The following is a 23,554-nucleotide window of genomic DNA, read 5'->3' on the forward strand; positions in this document are numbered from 1 at the left end:
CTCCCCCCTCAAGGGGGGAGATCACAGCTTCACCGCGGCGCCCCATAAACCGGCGTCGCAATGCCTTCCATGCGCGCCTTGATCTGCAGCGCGACGTACTTCGAATAGAAGCGCGACAGCGCCAGATTGCCGCCGTGGAACCACAGCGCTTCCTGTGCCGTCGGCTTCCACATGTTGCGCAATTCGCCTTGCCACGGACCCGGGTCGCCTTTCACGCCCGAGCCAATCCCCCAGCACGGGCCGACCTTGTCGGCGACTTCGCGCGAGACGATCGCCGCCACGGTTTCGTTCATCGAGAGGTAGCCGGTGCAGGCGATGATTGCGTCGGCCGCCAGTTCGGTGCCGTCGTCGAAGAGGATGCCTGTCTGCGTCAGCGACTTGATCCCGACGCCACTGCGGATGCCGATCTCGCCGTCGATGATCAGGTCGCAAGCGCCGACATCGATGTAGAAGCCCGAGCCGGTGCGGTAGGCCTTCATCAGGAGCCCGGTCTCGTCGTCGCCGAAATCGATCGCGAAGCCGGCGCCGCGCAAGCGATCGTAGAAGGCCGCGTCGCGCGCCTTGATGATGTCGTAAAGCGCCCGCTGGCCTTGCGGCAGCAGCGCGAACGGCGTCGAGGCGACGATCATGTCGGCTTTTTCGGTGGTGATGCCGCGGGCCAGCGCCTTTTCCGAAAAGATCTCGAAACCGATCTCCATCAGCGTGTCCGACTTGACCACCGTCGTCGGCGAGCGCTGGACCATGGTCACCTCAGCGCCGCTCTCCCAGAGGTCGACGCTGACGTCATGGCCGGAACTTGCCGCGCCGATGACGGCGACCTTTTTGCCGCGGAATTTCTCGCCGCTGGAATACTGGCTGGAATGCAGGATTTCGCCGTCGAAGACCTCGGCGCCCGGCAGGTCGATGCGCCTGGGCGGGCCATAAGCACCGGTTGCAAAGACGATGTGCCTGGGTTTCAGCGTGATGCGCTCGCCGGCGCGGTCGAGCTCGACCGTCCAGACCTTTTCGGCGTCGTCATAGGACGCGCTGACGCATGTCGTGGAGGTCCAGTAGTTGAGCTCCATGACGCGCGTATACATCTCCAGCCAGTCGCCCATCTTGTCCTTGGGCGTGAACACCGGCCAGTTCTCGGGAAACGGGATGTAGGGCAGATGGTCGTACCAGACCGGGTCGTGCAGCACGAGCGAGCGATAGCGATTGCGCCATGAATCGCCGGGCCGTGCATTCTTCTCGATGATGATGGTGGGCACGCCGAGCTGCCGGAGCCGGGCGCCCAGCATGATGCCGCCCTGGCCGCCGCCGATAACCAGGCAGTAGGGCTGTTGGCTAACGCCGAGGTCACGCGCCTCGCGGCGCCTCGCCTCCAGCCAGGTCTCGCGTTCCGGATCCGCCTTGTGGCGGACGCCCAGCGCCCGCGCCGGGCCCTTGCGCTCCTCCAACCCCTTGAGATCGCTCATCGCCGTAAACAGCGTCCGGCACTTGCCGTCCCTGAGGCGCATGACGCCTTGACCCCACGCCGATGACGTCTCGAAAGAAAACCAGGCCTCGATCGTGCCCTCGTCCGAAGTCGCTTCGCCGCTGAGCTGCCACTGGGCAGGCCTGGTTGTTGCCAGCGTCGCCGCCAGCATGTCGCGGATCGCGGCGCGGCCCTCCATCGTCTTGATGTTCCAGGTGAAGGTCAAGAGATCGCGCCAGTAGCAGTCCTCGACGAACAAATTGGTTGCGGCCTCGACGTCGCCGGCCTCGAGCGCCCGGGCAAAGGAATCGAGCCAGGTGGCCGCCTGTTTCGTCGGTGCGATGTCGAGCATCTGTCTTCCCTAACTTCCAGTGACCTTTGCGCTGCCCTCATTCTTACCCTTTCCCGGTTCTTTGCGGGAGAGGGTGAGGGCAGCGCAAACAGTCCGGAAGCTAAGGGCGCAGCGTAGGCCGAAGCGACTGCCGCTGCCGTCAGGCCCGCGCGCGGGCCTGATCCGAACCGCTATCCAGCCATGCAAGATCGTCCGGCGAAAGTGAAATGTCGAGCGCCTGGAGGCTGTCTTCCAATTCGTCGAGCGTGCGCGGCCCGATCAGCGGGATGGACGGAAACGGCTGCGCCAGGACATAGGCGAGCGCGACGTGGATCGGGCTTTTGCCCAGCCGTTTGGCGAGCTCGATGGCGCGGTCGCGACGGCCGAAATTCCTCTCCGAATACCAGACCCGGACCAGCTCCTCATTGTCGCGCCGGTCGCGGCCGGCGCGGTCGGTGAAGAAGCCGCGGCCCTGGCTCGACCAGGCGAAATTCGGCATCTGCCGGGCGGCGAGCCAGGCCTTCCATTCGTCGCTGGAGGAGGTGACGCAGCCTGCCCAGATCGGCTCCAGCATTTCGGCCAGCGAGAAATTGTTGGAAAGCGCGCCGGGCTTCTGCTTGCCGGTGCGCTCGGCATAGGCAATCGCCTTGTCCATGCGTTCCATCGTCCAGTTCGAGCCGCCGAACGGACCGCGAATGCGGCCGGCCTTGACCTCGCGATCCATCGCATCGACGAACTCGTCGACCGGCACGTCCGGATTGTCGCGGTGCATGAAATAGACGTCGATATGGTCGGTCTGCAGCCGTTCGAGCGACTGGGTGAGCTGCTTGCCGATGACGTCGGGATAGCAGAGCGGCGAGTGCGCGCCCTTGCCGATGACCACCGACTGCTCGCGCACGCCGCGGTTCTTCAGCCACTGGCCGAGCAGCGTCTCGGTATAGCCGGAACCGTAGACGAAGGCGGTGTCGAACAGATTGCCGCCGGCCTCGAAATAGGCATCGAGCAGAATGGCGCCCGACGAAAAGGTGCGGAAATCCTCGAAGCCGAGCGCCAGGCACGAGGCCGGCCGCGGCAGGCCCGGAATGCTGCGCTTGGGGATGGCGGTTCCGCCGGAGCGCAGCTTCCGTCCGGAGATCGTGTTGACGCGCTTTGCCGGTTTCTCGATGTCGTATTCGAGCCCGATTGCGGCCCGCCATTTGTCGAGCACGCGCAGATTGCCGAGACTGTCGGCCCAGCCCATACCGGGCCAGGCGAACTCCTGCTTTCCGCCGAGAATGGCCTCGCCGGCGGCGTCGACCTCAAATGCGTACAGCCAGCCGTCCTCCGTGACCTCGACCACCTCGGTGTCACCCGGACGGATGATGCGGATTTCGCCGGTGCCGCCTTGCTGGCCGCCGGCATACCAGAAATCCGCCACCTCGATGCGGCCTTTGCTGCCGAGAATACGCAAGACATTGTCCTGAGCGAGCGAGATGCTGCAGGACACTTCCGCGACGATGCCGCCCGGAAAATGCAACAGCGCCGACGCCCATTCGTCGACGCCGGATTGGCCGAGATGCGCAGCGCCGACGACTTTGTCCGGCTCGGCGAAGGGCTTTCCCGCCGCGGCGCCGGCAATCAGCCGCGCCATCGAGACGGGATAGCCGCCGACATCGAGAATGCCGCCGCCGGCGAGATCCTTGGCGTAGAGACGGTGCTCCGGCATGAAGCCCGGCATGGCGAAGCCGAAGCTGGATTTGATCATCTTGATGTCGCCGATCGCGCCGGCCCTGATCAGCTCGACCAGCCTGGCCGTCTGCGGATGCAGCCGGTACATGAAGGCTTCGCCGAGAAAGGTGCCGGCCTTGCGCGCGGCATGGATCATGGCGTCGGCTTCGAATGCGGTCAGGCCAAGCGGCTTTTCGCAAAGCACGTGCTTTCCGGCCTCGGCCGCCTTTATCGCCCATTCGGCATGGCTCGGATGCGGCGTCGAAATATAGATCGCGTCGACATCCGGATCGCCAACCAAAGCCTCGTTGCCGTCCAGGATGCGAGCGCCGGGGAAAGCCTCGGTGAGCCCCGCCTTGCCGGGATTGCGCGCCCCTAAGGCGACCAATGTGCCGGTGCGCGAATGGGCGACGCCCCCGGCAAAAGCCTTGGCGATGTTGCCGGGCCCGAGAATGCCCCAGCGAACTTTTTCTGGTTTGGACGTCATGTCAAATCTCCGTGGGGTGGCCGCGAGCAATCGCGATCGGACAAAAGAAAGATGGGTTAGCGAATGCGTGCGCCGGTGGCGTCGAAGAGAAGCGAGCGGTCGGCTTTGATCGACACCACCAGGTCGTCGCCGTTCGCGCGATGCCGCGAGGCCTCGCGCTCGATGATCAGTTCCTCGCGTCCGCCCCCGGTACCGGAATTGGCATAGACATAGCTCACCGATCCCAAGTGCTCGGCGACGTCGGCCTTGAGGGTAAGATCGCAATCGCCCTGGCCGGCGTCGAAGAAATGCTCCGGCCGCACGCCAAGCACAACATCGCCGCCTATTGCAGGCAAGGCATCGGAAAGCGGCTTGCGCAGTCGCGCGCCGCGATGATTGACCAGTTCGACGACCGCCGCACCGTTGTCGGCCCCGACCATTTTTGCCGCCAGGAAGTTCATTTTCGGCGAGCCGACGAAGCCGGCAACGAAGCGGTTGGCGGGGTCGTCGTAGAGATCGAGCGGCGCGCCGATCTGCTCGATATTGCCGGCGTTGAGCACGACGATCCTGTCGGCCAGCGTCATCGCCTCGGTCTGGTCGTGCGTCACATAGACCATGGTAACGCCGAGTTCCTTATGAAGGCGCGATATCTCGACGCGCATCTGCACCCGGAGCTCGGCATCGAGATTGCTGAGCGGTTCGTCGAACAGGAACACTTGCGGCTCACGCACGATGGCGCGGCCGATGGCGACGCGCTGGCGCTGGCCGCCCGACAATTGCCGCGGCCGCCGCTTCATCAGCTCGGCGATGCGCAGGATTTCGGAAGCCCGCTTCACCCGCCGCTCGGTATCTGCCTTGGGGTTGCCGGTCATTCTCAGGCCGAAGCTTAGATTCTGCTCGACCGTCATGTGCGGATAGAGCGCGTAGGACTGGAACACCATGGCGATGCCGCGATCGGCCGCCTCGACGTCGTTCACCACCTTGCCGCCAATGGCGATCTCGCCGTCGCTGATGTCCTCGAGCCCGGCGATCATCCGAAGCAGCGTGGACTTGCCGCAGCCGGAAGGGCCGACGAAGACGACGAATTCGCCGTCATCGATGTCGATATTGGCGCCGTGGACGATCTCGAAGACGCCGAAGCGCTTGATGACGTTTTTGAGTGTGACTGCCGCCATGCTGATCCTTACTTGATGGCGCCGGCGGCGATGCCGGCAACGAAATGGCGCTGCAGAAGCACGAACACGACGAGCATTGGCGCCGTCAGCATCACCGCGCCCGCCATGATGCCGCCCCAGGACACCTTGGTGAGACCGATCAGCGTGCCGAGCGCCACGGGCGCGGTCATTGCGCCCGGCTTGGAATTGATCAGCAGCGGCCAGAGATAGTTGTTCCAGGAGGCAAGGAAGAGGATGATGGCGAGCGCCGCCAGCATCGGCCGCGCCAGAGGCAGTGCGACGAACAGGAATATCCGCCATTCCTTGACGCCCTCGACCTTGGCGGCGTCGAACAGCTCGTGCGGCATCATCGAAAAACTCTGCCGCATGAAGAGCACGCCCAGCGAATTGAACAGCGGCGGCACGATCAGCGCCACCCAAGTGTTGGCGAGCTTGAAGTCGCGCGCCACCATGATGAATTGCGGGATCAGCACGACCGCATAGGGCAGCGTGATGGTGCCGAAGATGATGGCGACGACCATGCCCTTGCCGAAGAAGTTGTAACGCGCCAGCGCCCAGCCGGCCATCGAGGTCAGCATCACCGACAGGAAGGTATAGGTCACCGCCACCGAGACGGAGATGCCGATGGCGCCGATGAAATTGGTGCCGCGCTGCAGATTGCTGACATTGTCGAGGAAATTGCCATGCGGCAAAAGCTCGATGTCGGGGCTGAAGATGCCGTTGTCGGGCATCGTCGAAAAAACCACCATCATCCACAGCGGAAACAGCCAGACCAGCGCCAGCGGCGTCAGGAACAGATGCAGCGCGATGCTGCGTCCCAATCTGGCCTGGGAACGGCTGACCCGGGAATGGCTGATTGGGGAGCGCGAGGTCATTTCGGTTCCCTCGTCAGCCATATCTGCACCAGCGAAATGGCAATCGCCAGCCCGGCCATGGTGTAGGCGACGGCCGAAGCGTAGCCGAAATTGAGCGACCGGAAGCCCTGGCGGTAAAGCAGCAGCCCGAGCGTTTCGGTGCCGCCGCCCGGCCCGCCGCGCTCGGTGATCAGGAAGGGCTCGGTGAACAGCTGCATGGTGCCGATGATCGACAGCACGGCGCAGAACACGATGATCGGCTTGAGCAGCGGCAGCGTGATGTAGAAGAACTGTTTGACCTTGCTGACCCGGTCCAGGGTCGCCGCCTCGTAGACATCCTCGGGAATCGACTGCAGGCCGGCGAGCAGGATGATGGCGTTGTAGCCGGCCCAGCGCCACGTCACCGCCATCATGATCACCGCCATCGCCGGGGTGACGTTGGTAAACCAGTCGACACTGGGCAGGCCGATGCTGTTCAGCAATTTGTTGATGATGCCGTAGTCGAGATTGAACATCAGCCGGAAAACCGCCGAATAGGCGACCTCGCCGACCACGACCGGCGCGAAGAAGGCAAAGCGGAACAGGCCACGGGCCTTGAGCAGTGGCGAATTCAAAAGCACCGCCATCACAATCGCCAGCGAAATCATCACCGGCACCTGGATGACAAGGATCAGCAATGTGTTCTTCAAGGCATTGAAGAAGGCCGGATCGCCGATCAGCCGGCCCCAGTTGAAGGTCGGCGCGAAGCGCCACGGCACGGTGCGCGTCGCCTGGAACGAGATCAGGAAGGAATCGATGATCGGCCACAGCCAGAAGATCGAAAAAATCAGCAGATACGGCGCGAGGAAGCGATACGCCGTGGCGTTCTGGTAGCGCATCGTTTTCCTCCTTTCTGCTTTCAAGTTCTTGCCTTCTCCCCTTGTGGGAGAAGGTGGATCGGCGCGTAGCGCCGAGACGGTTGAGGGGTGATGGCCGGAGTGCCGCCGGCGCCAAGCTGGAGCACCCCTCATCCGTCGCCTTCGGCGATACCTTCTCCCACAAGGGCAGAAGGGGAGCCGCGCGCTCGGAGCCGCCTCGTCTAGATCACGACTTGACCGGCAGGCCGGTCGCCGCGGCGATCTGGCTTGCGGCATCGTCGAGCGCTGCCTTGGCGTCGGGATAGCCGCCGGCCAGATATTTGGTCTGCACCGCGCGGATGATGATTTCGGCGTCGCTCTGGAACGGCGTGCCGCGGCTGGGGACGACCTTGGGCAAGGTGCCGAGGATGTCCTTCCACACGGCTTGGCCACCCCAATAGGGCAGGCCTTCGGAGACATAAGGGTCGTTGAGCGCCGAGATCAGCGACGGCACCAGGCCGAAGCCTTTCAGCATGGTGATCTGGCCCTCATTCGTCGCAAGCGTGTATTTCAGATAGGCGTAGGCGGCTTCCTTGTTCTTCGACACCGAGGTGATGGCGAGCGAGGAGCCGCCGAGATTGGCGGCGCGCGGACCGTCGGCGGTCAGGCTCGGCATCAGATAGACGCCCCATTTGCCTGCCCCATCGGGCGATTCGGTGCGCACGGTGCCTTCATACCAGCCGCCATACATCTGCGTGGCGACCTTGCCGGCGGTGTTGTTGGTGATCTTGGTGCTCCAGTCGGCAGAGGAAATGATGCCGGCGTCCTTCATCTCCTTGATCTTGGTCATGGCATCGACGCATTTGGGCTGGTTGACCGTGATCGATTGCCCGTCGGCGGAGAAGTAGGCGCAACCCTGCTCGTTGGAGATCATGCGGAAGAATTCGGAATCGCCGTTGAAATCGGCGTTGGTCATCGTGACGCCGGGATTGGCGGCCTGGATTTTCTTGGCGGCGGCGATGAAATCGTCCCAGGTCTTGATCGAGGACGGATCGACGCCAGCCTTCTCGTAGAAGTCGCGGCGGTAGAACATCGCCACTGGACCGGAATCCCAGGGCATCGCATAGGCCTTGTCGTCAACCTCGAGCTCGGTACGCTTGAAGTCGGGGAATTTTGCCTGGTCTTCCGCGGTGTAGCCGAGCGTATGCAGGTCGACGAAGCAATCCGGGAACTGGCTCCAGTAGTTTTCGGCTTCGCCGTTCTCGATCGTAACGATGTCAGGCAGCCCCTCGCCGCCGGCGGCACAGCCGGCGATCGATTTGTCGTAGGTCGGCTGGTTGCCAAGGTCCTCGACCGTCACCTTGATGTCGGGATACTGCTTGTTGAAGCCCGCTATGGTGGCCTTCAGCGACGAAGCGGCGATATTCCAGCTCCAGATCGTGATTTCACCGGACTGCGCAAAGGCCGGGCTGGAGCCCAAGGCAAGCGCGAGCGCGGCGCAGGTCAATTTTATGCGCATTGAAATCCTCCCATTTCAGTTGCTCTCTGTTTGCGAGCGTGGCTAGACTAGGCCTCGGGAAAGCCTTGTCCGCGACAAAGGGAATAAGAAATGAGCGGAAAGTAAGATGCCGGAAAGGCCGTTTTACCAGCCTGGCGCCAGCAGCGTGGAGGGCCTGCCGCTGCTGCTGCAGATGTTCCACACCCAGCCCCTGGTGATGCTCAAGCCGCATTGGCACGCCCAGGTCGAGGTGAATTTCATCGTGCGCGGCGCCGTGCATTACCGTATGGACGGGCACGAGCTTTCGCTCTCTGCTGGCGACATGTGTCTGTTCTGGGGCGGCCTGCCGCACCAGATGGACGAAGCCTCCGACGATGCCATCTATGCCGGCGCGCATTTGCCGCTGGTGCATTTCTTCCGGCTCCATTTGCCCGTCGAGGTCCGCAACAGACTGATGACCGGGGCGACGCTGGTGACCGACGCCACCGACCGGTCGGACGACCACAATTTCGAGCGCTGGAACCGCTATGCCCGCTCCGGCGACCCGGTCAAGGCCGAGCATGCCGTCAACGAGCTTTTGCTGCGGCTGGAGCGGGTGCGCTTCGAGCCTTACCGGCTGGTGCCCGAAACCCCGGTCGAACAGGAGATAGGCAGTCCCTTCGATCAGCAATCGCTGCGCAATGTCGGGCGCATGTGCGACTTCATCGCCGAGAATTTCCTCTACGAGATCGATTGCGTCGATATCGCCGCGGCGGCCGATATCCATCCCAAATACGCCATGAGCATCTTCAAGAAATCGACCGGCATGACGCTCAATGAATATGTGAATTTGCTGCGCCTCAGCTACGCGCAGGCGCTGCTGATGCATCAGGATGCCAATGTGCTGCGCGTCGCCATGGAATCGGGCTTCGGCTCGCTCAGTGCCTTCAACAAGTCGTTCCGCAAGCTTTCCGGCATGTCGCCGTCGGATTTCCGCAGGGGCGTGGCCGGCGCCAGATAACGGCTGGATTCAAGCGATAATATCCAGGCGCCTCGGCAGGCGGTTCATCGGCGACGGCCCGTTGGCGGTGATCAGGAACTGGTCCTCGAGATTGAAGCTGGCGAGACCGTCGATGTAGAGCGGGATCTCGAATGCCAGCACCATGCCGGCCTCGATCACGACAGTGCTGTCGGCCGAGATGAACGGCCATTGCTCGGAAAACACGGAATTGCCGACGCCGTGGCCGAAATGGCCGCGGCGATAGGAACGCAGGCCCTGGCGCGCCAGGCTTTCGCTGGCGGCGCGATGCACGGCGGCTAACGGCTTTCCGGGCATAAGCGCGACAAGCCCGTCGGCGAAGGCGCGTTCGGCTATCGCATGCAATTCGGCCTGTTCGGGCGACGGCGGCCCGAAGGTGAAATTCCGCGACATATCCGAGGCATAGCCGTTCACGCTGCACACCATGTCGGCCTTCAGCGGATCGCCGGCGGCGGCGACGGCGTCGGCGCCTTTTGGGCGAGCGCCCAGCGTGACGTATTCCGCCGTCGAGATTTGCTGCGACGACCCGGCGGCTGCATCCGCGACGCCTTGCCGGTAAAGCGCGACCAGCTCAGACTGACGCATGCCGGTCGTCGCATGCTGCTGCAGCCGCGACAGGCCGGCTTCCGACAGGGCGATGCCCTGCTGCAGAAGGTCGATCTCGCTCTGCGATTTGATTGCCCGCAGCCTGTCGAGAACCGGTGAGCCGTTGACCAGGGCAGTGCCCGGCAACATCGCCTGCAGCGCGGAAAAATCGCTGGCCGAGACGAAATCCAGCTCGATGCCGAGCGTCGCACGCTCCCGCCCGAATTCTGTAAAGATCGTTTTCAGCTCGCGGACGGAGCGGGCTCAAAGGTCGCCGGACGTGAAAAACCGGGAGCGCGGCCAACCAGGCCGGCCTCGATGCGCTGCGCAACAGGCCGGTCAGCCGTCGCCGGCTCGAGCGACGCCGATTCGATCCAGATCGCATGCGTGCGCAGCACGGCGCCGGCCATCGCCGCCCGGAGCCGGGCAGCCTGGAAATCCGCCACCACGACGCCGATCGGCAGGTCGCCTCGCTTGGGAATAACGACGAAACCGGCGCCGGCCCGCCGGAACAGGCCGGCCGGGCCGATCCAGGCACCGGTGGCATATTGGAACGCCTCGGGCTCGCAAAGCACCAGCGCCTCGATGCCGGCGCGCTGCATCAGGTCAGTTGCGCGCTCGCGGTCGACAAAGCCGGTCATGGGATCTCCTCGAATGCACTCGAATCCGACGCCGATGCGGCGGCGTTTGGCCTTAGCGTAGCTTCAGTGCCGCCGTGGAGCAGCTTTTTTCTGGAAGCGCTGTTCACCTTGAGAGTTCGTCGTCGGGAAACGAAAAAAGCCGCGGCGAACCACGGCTTTCAACGCGACGAGTGGTCTGTTTCGAATGCTTACTCGGTTTCGTCGGAAGTGTCGTCGGCAGTGTCTGCCGCGTCTTTCGCGGCCTTCCTATCCAGCGCTGCCTGCAAGGCCAGCGTAGCCTGCGGTGAGGCCGGTGTCGTGGCAACGACCGCCATTGCATGAGCAACGCCGGTCGTCGACTTGTCCTTGGCCGCGGCGGAAGTGGCGGCTCCGTGTCCCTGCGAGCCGGCCCCAGCCGAGTTTCCGCCGTTACCGTTGCTGCCGCCATTGCCGTTGCCATTGCCATTGCCCCCGGGAGCAGCGAGTACCGGAGATGCGACAAGGGTGAGAGCGGCTACAGTCGCGAATAGACAGGTGCGCGTTTTCATAGTTCCTCCTTCGAGTCGCCCTCCCGCCAGGATGGGTTTCAGATGAAAAACGTCAGGACTTTCGAATCCGAAAGTCGGCTGTTACCTAGCTTTGTTCAAATACAGTATTCTACAAGACGGACCTTGGTCCGAAATCGATACGCAAAAGTCCTGAATTTTATCGACAGCGTACTTCGGACGACCGCAGCGGCGGGATTTTTGCTGCCGGCAGATCCGGCGCCGCTACAGCGCAGTGTGCGTCGGCTGACATCAGGCTAGGGTCGAGGAAACCTAGCTGCTCGGCCATCGGTGAGATCATTCAAGGTGATTGAGGAACATTCCACATTTCGTGAAGTTGGGAGCGCAGGCGCGCTTTTGAGGTGCCAAAATGTTTGATGCCGGCGGGCTTTTGGGAGGAAGCCATGATCCGCGTCACGCCTGCATTTCGTGTTTCGCGCCGCCGCGCGTTGCAGTTTGGCCTGGGAGCAACGCTCGCTTCGGCCACCGGCCTTGCCCCGGTTTCCCGGGCCTATGCGCAGGATGAGGTCAAAGACGAAGACATTTTTTTCCGGTTCGCCCTCAATCTCGAATATATATGGAAGCCGAATATTACCTGCGCGGTACAACCGGAAAAGGGATCGAAGACTCGGATGCTGGCCCGAAGGCCGGCGCTGTCGTCGGCGGCAAACAGGTCAGCTTTGACACGCCTGCAATCGGCGAGTTCATGCGCCCATGGCGTCCAAAAAGCTAGTGAGTTCAATTGGCTCGCCCGAAAAGGGTCGAACTCCTGACCCCTAGATTCTGGTCTGAGAAGTCAAGATATAGGCGGTTCGAACGTGTCCCCTACTCCGTCAACGCTCCGGCTTCCCACCGCCAAGGCACATCATGGTTTAGGGGCTTGGCTTAGACGCTCGAAGTGAAGTACCCAGCCCATACCTATTCTATTCTGGAGTCTCCACGTTGATCGTAGCGGTCAAGGCCGCCGAGAATCCGAGATGGTCAATACCAGTGAAATGATGCAGGTTCTTCTGGACCACGTGGCAAGCAGGCCGCTGAGCAGACGTAGCTTCCTGGTTTCAGCATATGGACCCTCTTTGTAATACGAATTGAAAATTGCGCCCTCATGTTTCAGAACAGGTCGGTAGACCCGCGAGGATGATTTCGAATCCTGCGGGTCGCTCACGGTCCTCAAGGCGAGAATTCTAAGAGACGTTCAACAATGACCCAGCACGCAGAAAACGCTCGAATTCTCATGTACAGCCACGACACGTTCGGGCTCGGCCATTTGCAGCGCTGCCGGACTATCGCGCATTCGCTGGTCGAGGATTTCCGCGGACTTCAGGTGCTTATCATTTCGGGTGCGACTATCGCTGGCGCCTTCGACTACCGCGCCCGTGTCGACTTCGTGAAGATCCCCAGCGTCATCAAGCTGCGCAACGGCGAATACACCTCGCTGGAAAAGGACATCGATCTGCATGAGACGCTAAGGATGCGCCAGTCGATCATCCGCCATACAGCTGAGACCTTCCGGCCGGATATCTTCATCGTCGACAAGGAACCGCTCGGCCTGCGCGGTGAGATTGAGGACACGCTGTCCTACCTCAAGACGCGGGGCACCACGCTGGTGCTTGGCCTGCGCGAGGTGATGGATGCGCCGCATCTGCTCGAAGCAGAGTGGGCACGCAGAGACGTGATGCGCAAGATAGGCGTCTTTTACGACAAGGTCTGGGCCTATGGTCCGCCGGATTTCTACGATCCGCTGACGGGCTTGGATGTGCCCCCGGCTGTCAGGGCAAAGATGAGGTTCGTCGGTTTCCTGCAACGGAGCCTGCAGCGGAACGAGTTGCCCGGCCACCGACCCGAGGGCGACTATATCCTCGTTACTACCGGTGGCGGCGGTGACGGCGCCGATCTGATCCACGACGTCATCGATGCCTATCAGCAGGATCCGCAATTGCAGCATAGAGCCCTGATCGTGCTTGGGCCTTACATGCCGGCGCGCAAGCGCAACAAGCTGCTCAAGAAGGGGTCCAAGATCCCCTACATCAAGATCATCGAGTTCGACAACCGTATGGAAGACCTGATTGCCGGCGCCAAGGCGGTAGTGGCGATGGGCGGCTACAACACCTATTGCGAGATACTGTCTTTCGACAAGCCGGCGCTGATCGTGCCGCGCGTCGAGCCCCGCCGGGAACAACTGATCCGCGCACGGCGCGCAGCCGAACTCGGCCTCATCGAGATGCTTTTGCCTGAAGAAGCCGAGGATTCCCGGCGGTTTGCTGATGCACTGAAGGTGCTGCCGGACCGGCCCCGCCCATCGCAGAGCAATCCGCATCTGACGCTGGAAGGGCTGCCTCATATTTCCGAAATCGTCGCGGAACTGCTCGACCGGCGGGCCGGCCATCACCTTTCGGTCATTGAAGGAATGACCTGAGTTGCAACATCGCAAGATCGTCGTGGTTCTGAAGGGTTACCCGCGGCTGTCCGAAACCTTCATCGCGCAGGAACTGCTCGGTCTTGAGCGTGCGGGGTTCGACCTGATACTCGTCGCGCTCAGGCGGCCGACCGACGAAAAACGCCACCCCGTGCATGACGAGATCAAAGCGCCCGTCCATTATCTGCCGGAATATCTGCATGAAGAGCCGCTGCGCGTGCTTCGCTCGCTGTTTGCCTCTCTGCTGCGTCCGGGCTTCTGGCGCGCGCTCGGATCGCTGGCTGCCGATATGCCCCGCGACTTTACGCGCAATCGCGCGCGCCGCTTCGGGCAAGCGCTCGTGTTGTCGGCCGAATGGCCGGAAAACGCGGGCTGGCTGCATGCACATTTCGCGCACACGCCTGCATCGGTGACGCGCTATGCCAGCCAGCTTCGTGGCCTGCCCTGGACCTGCTCGGCCCATGCCAAGGACATCTGGACTTCGGCCGACTGGGATCTGGCCGGCAAGCTTTCCTCGGCGCGCTGGACGGTCACTTGCACGAAAACCGGCTTCGACCGTCTGAAAAAACTCGCTAACGGCAACTCGTCTGTGCATCTGAGCTATCATGGGCTCGACCTTGATCGCTTCGGCAGTTTCGGCGAGGCGCGAAAGCAGCATGACGGCTCGGCTCCGGACGAACCGGTTGTCGTTCTGAGTGTCGGGCGCGCCGTTGAAAAGAAAGGTTACGATACGTTGCTGGAAGCCCTTGCCCTGTTGCCCGGCGATTTGGCGTGGCGTTTCGAGCATATCGGCGGCGGCGAAGAACTGGAACGGTTCAAGTCGCTGGCGCAAAAGCTCGGCCTGGATGGTCGCGTCTCTTGGAAAGGCGCGCTTGCGCAGGAGGAGGTGCTTGAGCACTACCGCCGCGCCGACATCTTCGCGCTGGCCTGCAGGATCACCGCAAATGGCGACCGCGACGGTCTGCCGAACGTTCTGGTGGAGGCGGCTAGCCAGCGGCTTGCCTGCGTGTCGACCGATATTTCCGGCGTGCCGGAGCTTTTATCGCCGGATGAAACCGGGTTGCTGGTTCCGACGGAAAACCCGATTGCCCTGGCACAGGCGCTGGAGCGCCTGATCCGTGATCCCGTGCTCCGCGACCGCCTCGGCGACGCCGCAGAGCGGCGCGTGCGCGGCAATTTCGATCATATGGCAAGCATTGGACAGCTCAAGGAACTGTTCGAGCGGGAGTGGCGGGCCGCCGAATGAAGCGGCTGCGCGCTTTCTTCTATGTCCAGCACCTGCTCGGCATCGGCCATCTCGCGCGCGCCAGCCGCATTGCGGCGGCTCTGGTCGATGACGGGTTTGACGTTACCGTCGTGACCGGCGGAGCGCCGATCGCTGGGTTTCCGGGACTGGGTGTACAATCTGTAACCCTGCCACCTGTCACCTCCGGTGATGAAGGATTTTCGGGACTTGTCGACCTGCAAGGCAACCCGATCGACGATGATTTCAAGAAATGGCGTTCAGAGATGCTGCTGCAGGCATTCCGGGATTGCAGGCCTGATATCGTCATTGTCGAGGCGTTTCCATTTGGACGCCGACAGATGCGTTTCGAACTCTTGCCGCTGATCGAGGCCATCGACGCGACGTCGCCCAGACCGCTGCTGGCGACGTCCGTCCGTGATATCCTCCAGGAGCGCGTCAAGCTGGGCCGAAACGAGGAAACGGTCGATCTCATCAACAGGCATTTCGATCTTGTTATGGTCCACGGCGATCCGGCTTTCGCAACCATCGACAAGACATTTCCACTGGCTGGGGCGATCAGGGCCGAGGTCACCTACACGGGGCTCGTTGCGGCGCCGCCATCGCCCGCGGCCTCCGAGCGCTTCGACGTTCTGGTGTCGGTTGGCGGCGGGGCTGCCGGAAAGAGCCTTGTCAGATCCACCATCGCAGCGGCGCGGAATGCCAACAACGCTTGGAAATGGTGTTTGATCACCGGCCCAAACCTGCCGAAAGACGAGTTTGACGCGATCGCACGCGATGCCACGCCGGGCCTGTCCATCTTCCGATTCCGCGAGGATTTCGCCAGCCTGCTGACCGGCGCCCGCCTGTCAGTCTCGCAGGCGGGTTACAACACGGTCTGCGATGTCCTGCGCGCGGGCTGTCGCTCCCTGCTCGTCCCATTTGCAGCCGGCGGGGAAACCGAACAGACGGTTCGCGCCCTGATGCTCGAAGAACTCGGTCTTGCAACGGTGCTGATGGAAAAGGACCTGACGCCTGAAGGTTTGGCGCAAGCGGTCGAACAAGCGCTTGTGGAACCGACGCCATCCGCGCATCGTCTCGATCTGGAAGGCGCGCGTCGCTCCGCGCAAATCCTGCGCGAGCGGCATCGAACATGGTCCCTAAACGTGGGGCCCGGTTTCGGAAAAGTTCATGATTAAACAGACGATAGATCCTAGAGCGGTTCATCGTTCCACGCAGAACCGCTCTGTCTCTTTGTTTTGACGCAATTCCGGACGGAAAGCCGTTTCCACACTTTCCTGCAAATGCTCTAACGCGCGTCGCGTCTGGTGAGATTCGTGCGACGCGCTTCAAGTCCTGTTTTTATGCGTGTCGTTGTCCCAAAACCGCTACGCGCTTTTGGGCGAAATGCATTAAACAGTTCCAATCAGCATGAAGCGCGTATAATTTTTTGTCGGCAGTTCGCCGGAGAACCGCACCTCCCGTAGCGCCGCCATTTCCTCGAAGGCTGCAAGCGAAGCCACGCAGTTGATGTGCGTCGGCTCGCTGAAATAATCGTTCGATTGCAGCAGTACATTCGTGCCCGGCGGAAGCAGAGCAAGCCAGGCGCGCAGATCGGCTATGTGTTCGCAGCTCGTATTGATCATCAGATCGGGCCGCCCGGCCGCATAGTCGAGTGCGTACATATCTGCCGTCAGCGCCCGGAACCGGTCGCCGGCTTCCCGGTTGAGGGTCCGGGCGACCGGCGCGACTTCGGGATCGATGTCGATGCTATCGACCGCCGCGATGTCGAAGCGAGCGTCGTTGAAAAGCATTGCCGGCAATACGCCGTACCATCCACCCAGAACCCATATGCGCCCGAAGCGGCCGCCGCCGCTTTCGAACAGCCGGTCGAGCGCCCACATCTTGCAGGCGACCTGCTTGTGGTTGAAGGCGTTGGCGATATCGGCCTTCGGATGCTTGGCGACGACGCGCGCCAGCCCTGCCACGAGAGGGCAGTTGACATAAGCAGCAATTCCCCGCGTGAGGTCCAAGGCTTGCTCGTGCCAGTCCATGGCATTGCGTGGTTGCGTGACATCCATCATAATTCGTCTTGTATGTTGGGATTTTGGGCGACACAACGCAATCTTGCCTTCCGCAAGACTGTTTGATTCCGCGGACGTGATCATGCTGCAAGCCGCTTGGCTATTGCCCGGTGCCGGAGAGAGCCTGTTGCATCTGTCCGGATCATCGGCGTCCATCCGCCAGCACCAGCCGCGCAGCTGCGGCCTCGTGCTGCTCGGCTGTTCGCCAAAGCCCTACGAAAGCCGCGGACCGTTTGGCCAGCTGCTTTCTTCGCCGATCAACAATGCCCATGTCGTTGCCATCGACCATGCGCCGGAACTGGATCGCGCCGCCTCGCAGGTTCCTTGCATCGTTGAGCGCAGGACAAGGTCCGTGCACAGCAGCTTCGAACTTGTCGTTGGCGATGAAGAAATTGCCGATACGCCATTCGCCAGCAGGTGCTTTTACATCCTGCATCCTTCCAACTGAAGGGTCCACAGTCGCATATGGAAGCCAGCCTAGCCCGCTATATCTGGACGCACACCAAGAAGCAGCAGCTCTGGATATTGATGATCGTCGTGCTTTCGATGATCCCGTATTTCATGTCCTTCGACCTGCCGAAGCTGATCGTCAACGGACCGATCCAAGGTCGCGGCTTCGAGCAACCGGGCGCGACCCAGCCATTCATGAGGCTACATTATAACCTGCCGTTCATTGGAGAGGTCCAGTTCTTCTCCGGTTTTCAGCTCGACCGCGAGGAGACCCTGTTTGCCCTGAGCCTTGTGTTCCTCTTGCTAGTCGTCATCAACGGCCTGTTCAAATTCTACATCAACACCTACAAGGGCCGCCTCGGCGAACGCATGCTGCGGCGTATCCGCTTCGATCTGGTCGACCGTGTGCTGCGTTTTCCGCCGGTTTACTTCAAGCGGGTGAAATCCGCCGAAGTGGCGACCATGGTGAAGGACGAGGTGGAGCCGCTGGGCGGCTTCATCGGCGACGCCTTCCTGCAGCCGGTACTGCTCGGCGGCCAAGCGCTGACGGCCATGCTGTTCATCATGATCCAGAACGTCTGGCTCGGAATGATAGCGGTCGTGATCGTGGCGATCCAGATCGTGCTCATCCCGCGAATGCGGCGGCGGCTGATCGTGCTCGGGCGCCAACGGCAGTTGACGGCGCGCGCGCTTTCGGGCCGGGTTGGCGAAATCGTCGACGGCATCGGCGCGGTTCACGTCCACGATACATCAAACTACGAGCGCGCCGACATAGCTGCCCGGCTCGGGCTCATCTTCAAGATCCGCTTCGATCTTTACCAATGGAAATTCATGGTGAAGTTCCTCAACAATTTTCTCGCGCAGCTCACGCCCTTTCTGTTCTACATGATCGGCGGGTATCTGGTCCTCCAGGGGCGGCTGGACGTCGGCCAGCTCGTGGCCGTGATCGGCGCCTACAAGGACCTGCCCGGACCGATGAAGGAACTGATCGACTGGGATCAGGATCGGCAGGATGTCCAGGTCAAATATCAACAGGTCGTTGAACAGTTCACCGTCGAAGGTCTCATCGCGCCGAAAATCGGGGTATTGACGATCGACGATCCCGATCCGATGACCAAGCCGCTGTCGGCGATCAATCTGTCCGTAGCAGACGATGGCGGTGCAATGCTCCTCAACCGTATCTCCCTCCAGGTCAAGCCGGGTGAGACGGTGGCACTGGTCAGTACCGCAACAGGTGGAGCGGAGGCGCTTGCAGAAGCCTTCGCGCGGCTGAACTGGCCGGACAGCGGAAGGGTCGCTTCGGGCACCGACGACCTGCTTGAACTCCCCGAAGCAGTAACCGGCCGGCGCATGTCGTATGCCTCGTCGGATGTTTTCCTGTTCCAGGCAAGCCTCCGCGACAACCTGCTCTACGGGTTGAAGCATGCGCCGCTGACATCGGTGCCTTATGACGGTGCTGCGGCAGATCAGCACCGCTGGAACATTCACGAGGCGCGCCGGTCGGGCAATCCGGATCTTGATATCCACAGCGACTGGATCAACTATGCTTCCGCTGGCGCTACCGGCCCGCACGACCTCTTTGAAGCCGTGCGCCGGGTGCTCGACGCGGTTGTTCTGTCGCGTGACATTCTGGATCTCGGCTTGCGCTCTTCGGCCGACCTCACGCGTCACACGGAGCTTGCCAGGCGGATCGTCGAACTGCGTGCGGCGCTGCGGACCCGGCTGGAACAAGAGGGGCTGAGCGGACTGGTGGTTCCTTTCGAACCGGGCGCCTACAACAAGGAAGCAACGATCGGCCAAAACCTGCTCTTCGGCGCTGCCGCCGGCCCCGAACTGGCCGATAGGGCCCTGGCGGCCAACCCCTATTTTGCTTCCGTGCTGAGGCAAGCCGGCCTCGACCGCACGCTCTACGAAATGGGCTTGGAGATCGCCAAACAGGCGATCGAGCTGTTTGCCGACCTGCCGCCCGATCACCAGTTCTTCCAGCAGCTCGCCTTCATGAGCGCGGAGGAGATACCCGCCTACGAAACCTTGCTGCAACGGCTCAAGAACCGTCCCTACGAGGCGGTTTCGGAGAACGATCGCGCCATGATCGTCACCTTGAGCTTTGCCTACATCGAGCCCCGGCACCGCTTCGGCCTGCTGAGCGACGAGCTGATGAGCAAGATCGTCGCTGCACGCAACCGGTTCTATGAAGACCTGCCGCCCGAGCTGCACAATGCGGTCGAACGGTATGATCCTGCCAAATACATTGCCGCGGCCACCGTCATGGATAATGTCCTGTTCGGGCGTGTGGGCAACAATCATCCCGACGCGCCCGACCGCATACGCTCCATCGTCTATGACATTCTTGACGAACTGGGGCTTTATGGCGAACTTCTGGATGTCGGCCTGGACTTCAACGTCGGCTCCGGCGGCAGGCGGCTGACCGGTGGACAGCGACAGAAGCTCGATGTTGCCCGGGCCTTGCTCAAGCGTCCCGATTTTCTCATTCTCAACCGGCCGCTGTCGGCGCTAGACCAGCGCATGCAGGATAAGGTGCTGCGAAATGTGCTCGAGGAAGCCAGGCGCGACGGCCATTCGCCGGCAATTGTGTGGGTCGTGACGAATCCGGCAATGGCGATGATGTTCGATCGCGTTATCGTCTTCGACTCGGGTCAATTGGCGGAAGACGGAACACACGAGACACTTTTGGCAGGGAACGGTATCTTCAAGGAACTGTTGTCATAGAGCAACGGACATTCAAATGGGATCATTCTGCCGGTGCACGATATCGGGCTCGCCACCTTTCGCGTGGTTTGTCTCGCCATCCCGGAAAGAGAATTGATTCCATCTGGGCGTCCGTTGCTCTAGTCTGGCAAACGCGAATTTTGGAAGGTTTGCGACAATGCTGCTCAAGGATGAAGTTGGAATGCTGCAACGCGTTCCCTTGTTCTCTGCCATCGAGCCGACAAAGCTCAAGCTGCTTGCGTTCACATCCGATCGTGTGAGCTACAGCGCCGGCCAGATCCTTTTCCGGCAGGGCGACGAGGGAGACGCCGCCTATGTCATCCTTTCAGGCAGGGCGGATATTCTTGTCGATTCCGACAGCGGACCGATAAAAGTTGCCGAACTGGAGCCAAATTCGATCGTTGGCGAGATCGCCATATTGTGCAACAGCTCCCGCACTGCCACCGTCAGAGCGGCAAGTCCGCTGGAAGCCCTGAGAATCCGCAAGGATCATTTCCTGAGGCTTATGAGGGAGTTCCCGGAAATGACCATCGAGATATTGCGGGTTCTTGCCGATCGCCTAAGCCATACGACCGCGGATCTGATCGACGCACGAAGCGCCAAATAACGAAGGACGTGCGCTCGATCCTCGCCGTCGTGACGGCACTGTCCTCTCGCTGAGAAGATCACCCGGAGAAAGCCTGTCTCGCCTAGCAGCAGTTGTTTGGATATGATGGGCGAAGGGGTAGCATGGACGACAACGTTTTCCTGGTCAGGTTTTGGGGTGTCCGCGGCAGCATTTCGGTATCAGGGCCAGAATTCTCTCGCTATGGCGGCAACTCAATCTGCGTCGAGATGCGATGCGGTAAGCATACGCTTCTGTTCGACGCAGGCTCTGGCCTACGGCCTGCCGGCGCGGCGCTTCAGGCGTTGGGCGTGACCGATTTCGACCTGCTTTTCACCCATTGCCATTACGATCACATCATCGGGCTGCCGTCTTTTGCGCCGATCTATGACCGGGGCGCCAAGGTTACGCTTTGGTCCGGGCATCTTGCAGGACACATGACGACCCGGCAGATGGTCGATGAGTTCATGCGGCCGCCGTGGTTTCCGGTGAAACTGGAGGCCTGCAAGGCAAGCCTCGACTATCGCGATTTCGTATCCGGAGACGTGCTTCGCCCGCGCGAAGGGGTGGTGGTCCGAACCGGCAGTCTTATGCATCCGGGCGGCTGCATAGGCTACCGGGTCGAATGGGGCGGCGGCGTCGTGGCGGTGATCACAGACACTGAGCACGAGCCGGACAAACTCGATCAGGCGGTGCTCGGCCTGATCGAAGATGCCGACCTCGTCATTTACGATTGCACCTACACCGAGGAGGAAATGGAACGCCGCCGCGGTTACGGGCACTCGACTTGGCAACAGGGCGTCAAGCTCTGTGAGGCGGCCGGTGCGCGGAGGCTTGCGCTGTTTCACCACGATCCGACACGCACCGACAAGGAACTGGACAAGATCCAGAAACTGGCCAAGGACAGGTTTACCGGCGCTTTTGCCGCGCGGGATGGCCAGACGCTCAAACTTCCAGTCTCATTGCGCAAAAGGCGCTGAGCTATTTTCCTCTATCTCTTTGTTTTGACGCAATTCCGGACGGAAACCGTTCATACTTTCCTGGAATTGTTCTACCGGCGCTGCGCCCGATCAATGTCCTGATCGGAAGCCATGCGCAGGCTTCAGTCTGTGCGGTGACTGTGAACAGCCGTTCGAGGAAGAGCCAGGCCGATTCATCATGTACGAGATGGTGGGTGAGCAGGCCCACCGGTTCGCCCCCATCGAATGCATGCTGCAATTGCGCGATGATAGCCTGAACCAATAGGCCATGATCGCGGCAGCCGCGCGTGCCATGCCAATCCATGATGTCGACATTGCTGTTGATGACCGCAAGTGAAGCCGGCCTTGGCGGCCCATAGACCGACAATGCCGAAAATCCTATCGATCCAAGGTCGGATACCAAGCCGGCGTCGATCCTGTTCCAGGGTGGCACCAGCATCGGAACGGCACGTGCGCCGTGCAGGCCGGTTACGTGCGCCAGCCCGCGAGCCAGATCATCGAGCACCGCCTCGCGTGGCCGATGCGCGCCGAGCTCCTGCTTCTTCTGGCCCTCGGGCGCATGATTTCGGTGCGCCCAGCCATGGATGGCGACCGTGGCATGCGGCGCCTCGTCAAGCCGAACGACAAGCTTCTCGTCAGTCAGGGCGGGAATGACGGCCAGAGTCACCGGAACCGCGAATTCACCGGTGAGGTCGAGCAACCGATCAAGCGCAGGCGTCGGATCCACGGCGTCATCGTCGCGCAGCCAGAACTCTGCCTTACGGTCCGCCCGCTGCCGGCTCGCCAGTTCCTCCACCAAGGGTTGCCAGATTTGATCGGATGTCATGAGACCGGGATCTTCGCAAGAAGTTCGGCCAGACGCGCCGCTGCAGCACCGAGAGAACGTTCTTCGAGGATGAAACGTCTGGCTTCTGCGGCCATGATGGATCTTTCGTCGTTACGGGCCAGAAGCCTTTCAATGGCAGAAGCGAACGCCGCCACATCGTCCGGCGGGGTGAGAAACCCGGCCTGGCCATTCCGGACGACCTCCGGCACGCCGGCGACGTCCTGAGCCACAACCGGAAGGCCGGCGGCCTGTGCTTCAAGATAGGCAACGCCATAGGCCTCGCCGAAACCCGGCCAGACGTAAATTCCCCCACTGTAGAGGACATCCGGCACGGCGGCTGGCTCAATCGCGCCAAGCCATTCGATACGCTCGGCGGGCAAGCCGGCGAATTGCGCTTTGATCTCCTCGCGGGCAGGTCCGTCCCCGACGACCGACATGGTCCAGGGCAGGTGACCGATCGAACCGAGCGCCTGCGCCAGCATGCGATAGCTTTCGACTTTGTCGCCCGGGCGCATCATGGCGACGGTAACGAGGCGCGTCGGACAACCCCGTGCCGGCGTTTCCCGGAATAGCGAGGTGTCGATGAAGGGCGAAAGCATGCCGAAAGCGGCGTCGGGTACCGCATCTGCCAGTCCCTGACGATCCCTTTGCGTGAAGCAGATGTTCAGCACCGCCTGTTCGACGGCTCGCGCCACCAACGCTTGCGTATCGGCCCACAAACCGGTGTTGCGCCGCCTCGAATGGGAGGCTTCCGCTGTCACATAGGGGACACCAAAGGCCAACGCCAGTTCGGGCCCGATCAGGTCGGGCGCCTTGTAATAGGGATGATAGGTGAACCACAGATCGGGCTTGCCGTCACGATCCCAAAGCCTTGCCAGCCGCGCGGCTTCCTCCCGGGCCTCGATCTTGAGCGCATCGAAACTTTTCCAATCCGGTTCGCGTAGATAGAAGCGCAATTCGGATGCCAGTTCGACGCTATGTCCTCCATGCTCCAGCGCCTTGACCAGCATCCGTGCCATCTGGCGGTCGCCGGAGGCAACGGGATGATTGGGCGACTTCAGCGGCGCATAGAAGGCAATTCGCATCGCCGGACCCTATCATCGGAAAGCCTGCGCAAGTCAATTTCGAAGCATGATCGACTTCACCCTCAA

Annotated in this window: 20 protein-coding genes and 2 pseudogenes; 9 read left to right on the top strand and 13 right to left on the bottom strand. The window is 61.6% G+C overall.

Going from position 1 to position 23,554, the window contains the following annotated elements:
* Positions 1-29: 29 nt before the first annotated feature.
* The 6 genes from NKI47_RS27800 to NKI47_RS27825 all read right to left on the bottom strand — a co-directional run bounded on the left by NKI47_RS27800 (position 30) and on the right by NKI47_RS27825 (position 8,344).
* Entirely contained in the window at positions 30-1,808 is a 1,779-nt protein-coding gene (locus NKI47_RS27800; RefSeq protein ID WP_352594334.1) for an NAD(P)-binding domain-containing protein, read from the bottom strand.
* A 139-nt stretch (positions 1,809-1,947) separates the two neighbouring features.
* Positions 1,948-3,981 carry an aldo/keto reductase gene (locus NKI47_RS27805; protein WP_352594335.1) on the bottom strand — a complete coding sequence of 678 codons (2,034 nt, stop codon included), beginning with the start codon at positions 3,979-3,981 and terminating at the stop codon, positions 1,948-1,950.
* Positions 3,982-4,037: 56 nt separating this feature from the next.
* A complete protein-coding gene (locus tag NKI47_RS27810; protein ID WP_352479725.1) occupies positions 4,038-5,135 on the bottom strand; it encodes an ABC transporter ATP-binding protein in 1,098 nt (365 codons plus the stop codon).
* Positions 5,136-5,143: 8 nt separating this feature from the next.
* Positions 5,144-6,010 carry a carbohydrate ABC transporter permease gene (locus NKI47_RS27815; protein WP_023720571.1) on the bottom strand — a complete coding sequence of 289 codons (867 nt, stop codon included), beginning with the start codon at positions 6,008-6,010 and terminating at the stop codon, positions 5,144-5,146.
* The gene (locus tag NKI47_RS27820) at positions 6,007-6,867 is read right to left on the bottom strand and encodes a carbohydrate ABC transporter permease (RefSeq protein ID WP_254817930.1); all 861 of its coding nucleotides are present in this window, start codon (positions 6,865-6,867) and stop codon (positions 6,007-6,009) included. The genes NKI47_RS27815 and NKI47_RS27820 overlap by 4 nt, the downstream gene beginning before the upstream one ends.
* A 205-nt stretch (positions 6,868-7,072) precedes the next feature.
* On the bottom strand, positions 7,073-8,344 hold the full coding sequence (locus tag NKI47_RS27825; RefSeq protein WP_023675947.1) for an extracellular solute-binding protein: 1,272 nt from the start codon (positions 8,342-8,344) through the stop codon (positions 7,073-7,075).
* 106 nt (positions 8,345-8,450) lie between these two features.
* Here NKI47_RS27825 and NKI47_RS27830 point away from each other — a divergent pair, with 106 nt between their 5' ends.
* Positions 8,451-9,323 (top strand): helix-turn-helix domain-containing protein, encoded by an 873-nt coding sequence (locus NKI47_RS27830; RefSeq protein ID WP_352570094.1) that lies wholly within the window; start codon positions 8,451-8,453, stop codon positions 9,321-9,323.
* 9 nt (positions 9,324-9,332) lie between these two features.
* Here the strand turns inward: NKI47_RS27830 and NKI47_RS27835 are convergent, their stop codons facing one another.
* From NKI47_RS27835 to NKI47_RS27850, 4 genes and pseudogenes are all read right to left on the bottom strand, one after another.
* Positions 9,333-10,073 (bottom strand): M24 family metallopeptidase, encoded by a 741-nt coding sequence (locus NKI47_RS27835; RefSeq protein ID WP_352594336.1) that lies wholly within the window; start codon positions 10,071-10,073, stop codon positions 9,333-9,335.
* Positions 10,074-10,076: 3 nt separating this feature from the next.
* A pseudogene (locus tag NKI47_RS27840) lies at positions 10,077-10,172 on the bottom strand (hypothetical protein); the annotation flags it as partial.
* Positions 10,169-10,567: an aminopeptidase P family N-terminal domain-containing protein gene (locus NKI47_RS27845; RefSeq protein WP_352594337.1), complete on the bottom strand. Its 399-nt coding sequence runs from the start codon at positions 10,565-10,567 to the stop codon at positions 10,169-10,171. The pseudogene NKI47_RS27840 and the gene NKI47_RS27845, both read right to left, overlap by 4 nt.
* Positions 10,568-10,755: 188 nt before the next feature.
* On the bottom strand, positions 10,756-11,094 hold the full coding sequence (locus tag NKI47_RS27850) for a hypothetical protein (RefSeq protein ID WP_023675950.1): 339 nt from the start codon (positions 11,092-11,094) through the stop codon (positions 10,756-10,758).
* Between the two features lie 401 nt (positions 11,095-11,495).
* Between NKI47_RS27850 and NKI47_RS27855 the strand changes: the two are divergent.
* The 4 genes and pseudogenes from NKI47_RS27855 to NKI47_RS27870 all read left to right on the top strand — a co-directional run.
* Positions 11,496-11,803: pseudogene (locus NKI47_RS27855) on the top strand (ferritin-like domain-containing protein); the annotation flags it as partial.
* 489 nt (positions 11,804-12,292) lie between these two features.
* On the top strand, positions 12,293-13,507 hold the full coding sequence (locus NKI47_RS27860; RefSeq protein WP_352450264.1) for a glycosyltransferase family protein: 1,215 nt from the start codon (positions 12,293-12,295) through the stop codon (positions 13,505-13,507).
* A gap of 1 nt (position 13,508) precedes the next feature.
* Positions 13,509-14,753 (top strand): glycosyltransferase, encoded by a 1,245-nt coding sequence (locus tag NKI47_RS27865; protein ID WP_352570091.1) that lies wholly within the window; start codon positions 13,509-13,511, stop codon positions 14,751-14,753.
* Complete coding sequence (locus NKI47_RS27870; protein ID WP_352570090.1) at positions 14,750-15,928, top strand: glycosyltransferase family protein; 1,179 nt, start codon at positions 14,750-14,752, stop codon at positions 15,926-15,928. The genes NKI47_RS27865 and NKI47_RS27870 overlap by 4 nt, the downstream gene beginning before the upstream one ends.
* A 213-nt stretch (positions 15,929-16,141) precedes the next feature.
* On the opposite strand, the gene NKI47_RS27875 is transcribed toward NKI47_RS27870, so the two are convergent.
* On the bottom strand, positions 16,142-16,810 hold the full coding sequence (locus tag NKI47_RS27875; RefSeq protein WP_352470917.1) for a class I SAM-dependent methyltransferase: 669 nt from the start codon (positions 16,808-16,810) through the stop codon (positions 16,142-16,144).
* A 130-nt stretch (positions 16,811-16,940) separates the two neighbouring features.
* Here NKI47_RS27875 and NKI47_RS27880 point away from each other — a divergent pair, with 130 nt between their 5' ends.
* The 4 genes from NKI47_RS27880 to NKI47_RS27895 all read left to right on the top strand — a co-directional run bounded on the left by NKI47_RS27880 (position 16,941) and on the right by NKI47_RS27895 (position 21,577).
* Positions 16,941-17,261, top strand: coding sequence for a hypothetical protein (locus NKI47_RS27880; RefSeq protein WP_352570089.1), 321 nt, complete (start codon positions 16,941-16,943; stop codon positions 17,259-17,261).
* Positions 17,262-17,278: 17 nt separating this feature from the next.
* Complete coding sequence (locus NKI47_RS27885; RefSeq protein WP_352570088.1) at positions 17,279-19,993, top strand: ABC transporter transmembrane domain-containing protein; 2,715 nt, start codon at positions 17,279-17,281, stop codon at positions 19,991-19,993.
* A 157-nt stretch (positions 19,994-20,150) separates the two neighbouring features.
* Positions 20,151-20,600, top strand: coding sequence for a cyclic nucleotide-binding domain-containing protein (locus tag NKI47_RS27890; RefSeq protein ID WP_023675957.1), 450 nt, complete (start codon positions 20,151-20,153; stop codon positions 20,598-20,600).
* 122 nt (positions 20,601-20,722) lie between these two features.
* On the top strand, positions 20,723-21,577 hold the full coding sequence (locus NKI47_RS27895; protein ID WP_352570087.1) for an MBL fold metallo-hydrolase: 855 nt from the start codon (positions 20,723-20,725) through the stop codon (positions 21,575-21,577).
* 1 nt (position 21,578) lies between these two features.
* Here NKI47_RS27895 and NKI47_RS27900 read toward each other — a convergent pair whose 3' ends face one another.
* Both NKI47_RS27900 and NKI47_RS27905 read right to left on the bottom strand, forming a co-directional pair.
* Entirely contained in the window at positions 21,579-22,403 is an 825-nt protein-coding gene (locus NKI47_RS27900) for a polysaccharide deacetylase family protein (protein WP_352570086.1), read from the bottom strand.
* Positions 22,400-23,488 carry a glycosyltransferase family 4 protein gene (locus tag NKI47_RS27905; RefSeq protein WP_352570085.1) on the bottom strand — a complete coding sequence of 363 codons (1,089 nt, stop codon included), beginning with the start codon at positions 23,486-23,488 and terminating at the stop codon, positions 22,400-22,402. The genes NKI47_RS27900 and NKI47_RS27905 overlap by 4 nt, the downstream gene beginning before the upstream one ends.
* Positions 23,489-23,554 lie beyond the last annotated feature (66 nt).

Source organism: Mesorhizobium sp. M0633 (assembly GCF_040320645.1).
GTDB lineage: Bacteria > Pseudomonadota > Alphaproteobacteria > Rhizobiales > Rhizobiaceae > Mesorhizobium.

Coding starts and splice junctions, on each gene's coding strand:
- NKI47_RS27885 (WP_352570088.1), top strand. CDS start 17,279: ATGGAAGCCAGCCTAGCCCGCTATATCTGGACGCACACCAAGAAGCAG.
- NKI47_RS27805 (WP_352594335.1), bottom strand. CDS start 3,981: ATGACGTCCAAACCAGAAAAAGTTCGCTGGGGCATTCTCGGGCCCGGC.
- NKI47_RS27800 (WP_352594334.1), bottom strand. CDS start 1,808: ATGCTCGACATCGCACCGACGAAACAGGCGGCCACCTGGCTCGATTCC.
- NKI47_RS27830 (WP_352570094.1), top strand. CDS start 8,451: ATGCCGGAAAGGCCGTTTTACCAGCCTGGCGCCAGCAGCGTGGAGGGC.
- NKI47_RS27810 (WP_352479725.1), bottom strand. CDS start 5,135: ATGGCGGCAGTCACACTCAAAAACGTCATCAAGCGCTTCGGCGTCTTC.
- NKI47_RS27895 (WP_352570087.1), top strand. CDS start 20,723: ATGGACGACAACGTTTTCCTGGTCAGGTTTTGGGGTGTCCGCGGCAGC.
- NKI47_RS27905 (WP_352570085.1), bottom strand. CDS start 23,488: ATGCGAATTGCCTTCTATGCGCCGCTGAAGTCGCCCAATCATCCCGTT.
- NKI47_RS27845 (WP_352594337.1), bottom strand. CDS start 10,567: ATGACCGGCTTTGTCGACCGCGAGCGCGCAACTGACCTGATGCAGCGC.
- NKI47_RS27890 (WP_023675957.1), top strand. CDS start 20,151: ATGCTGCTCAAGGATGAAGTTGGAATGCTGCAACGCGTTCCCTTGTTC.
- NKI47_RS27815 (WP_023720571.1), bottom strand. CDS start 6,010: ATGACCTCGCGCTCCCCAATCAGCCATTCCCGGGTCAGCCGTTCCCAG.
- NKI47_RS27820 (WP_254817930.1), bottom strand. CDS start 6,867: ATGCGCTACCAGAACGCCACGGCGTATCGCTTCCTCGCGCCGTATCTG.
- NKI47_RS27870 (WP_352570090.1), top strand. CDS start 14,750: ATGAAGCGGCTGCGCGCTTTCTTCTATGTCCAGCACCTGCTCGGCATC.
- NKI47_RS27850 (WP_023675950.1), bottom strand. CDS start 11,094: ATGAAAACGCGCACCTGTCTATTCGCGACTGTAGCCGCTCTCACCCTT.
- NKI47_RS27875 (WP_352470917.1), bottom strand. CDS start 16,810: ATGGATGTCACGCAACCACGCAATGCCATGGACTGGCACGAGCAAGCC.
- NKI47_RS27825 (WP_023675947.1), bottom strand. CDS start 8,344: ATGCGCATAAAATTGACCTGCGCCGCGCTCGCGCTTGCCTTGGGCTCC.
- NKI47_RS27900 (WP_352570086.1), bottom strand. CDS start 22,403: ATGACATCCGATCAAATCTGGCAACCCTTGGTGGAGGAACTGGCGAGC.
- NKI47_RS27860 (WP_352450264.1), top strand. CDS start 12,293: ATGACCCAGCACGCAGAAAACGCTCGAATTCTCATGTACAGCCACGAC.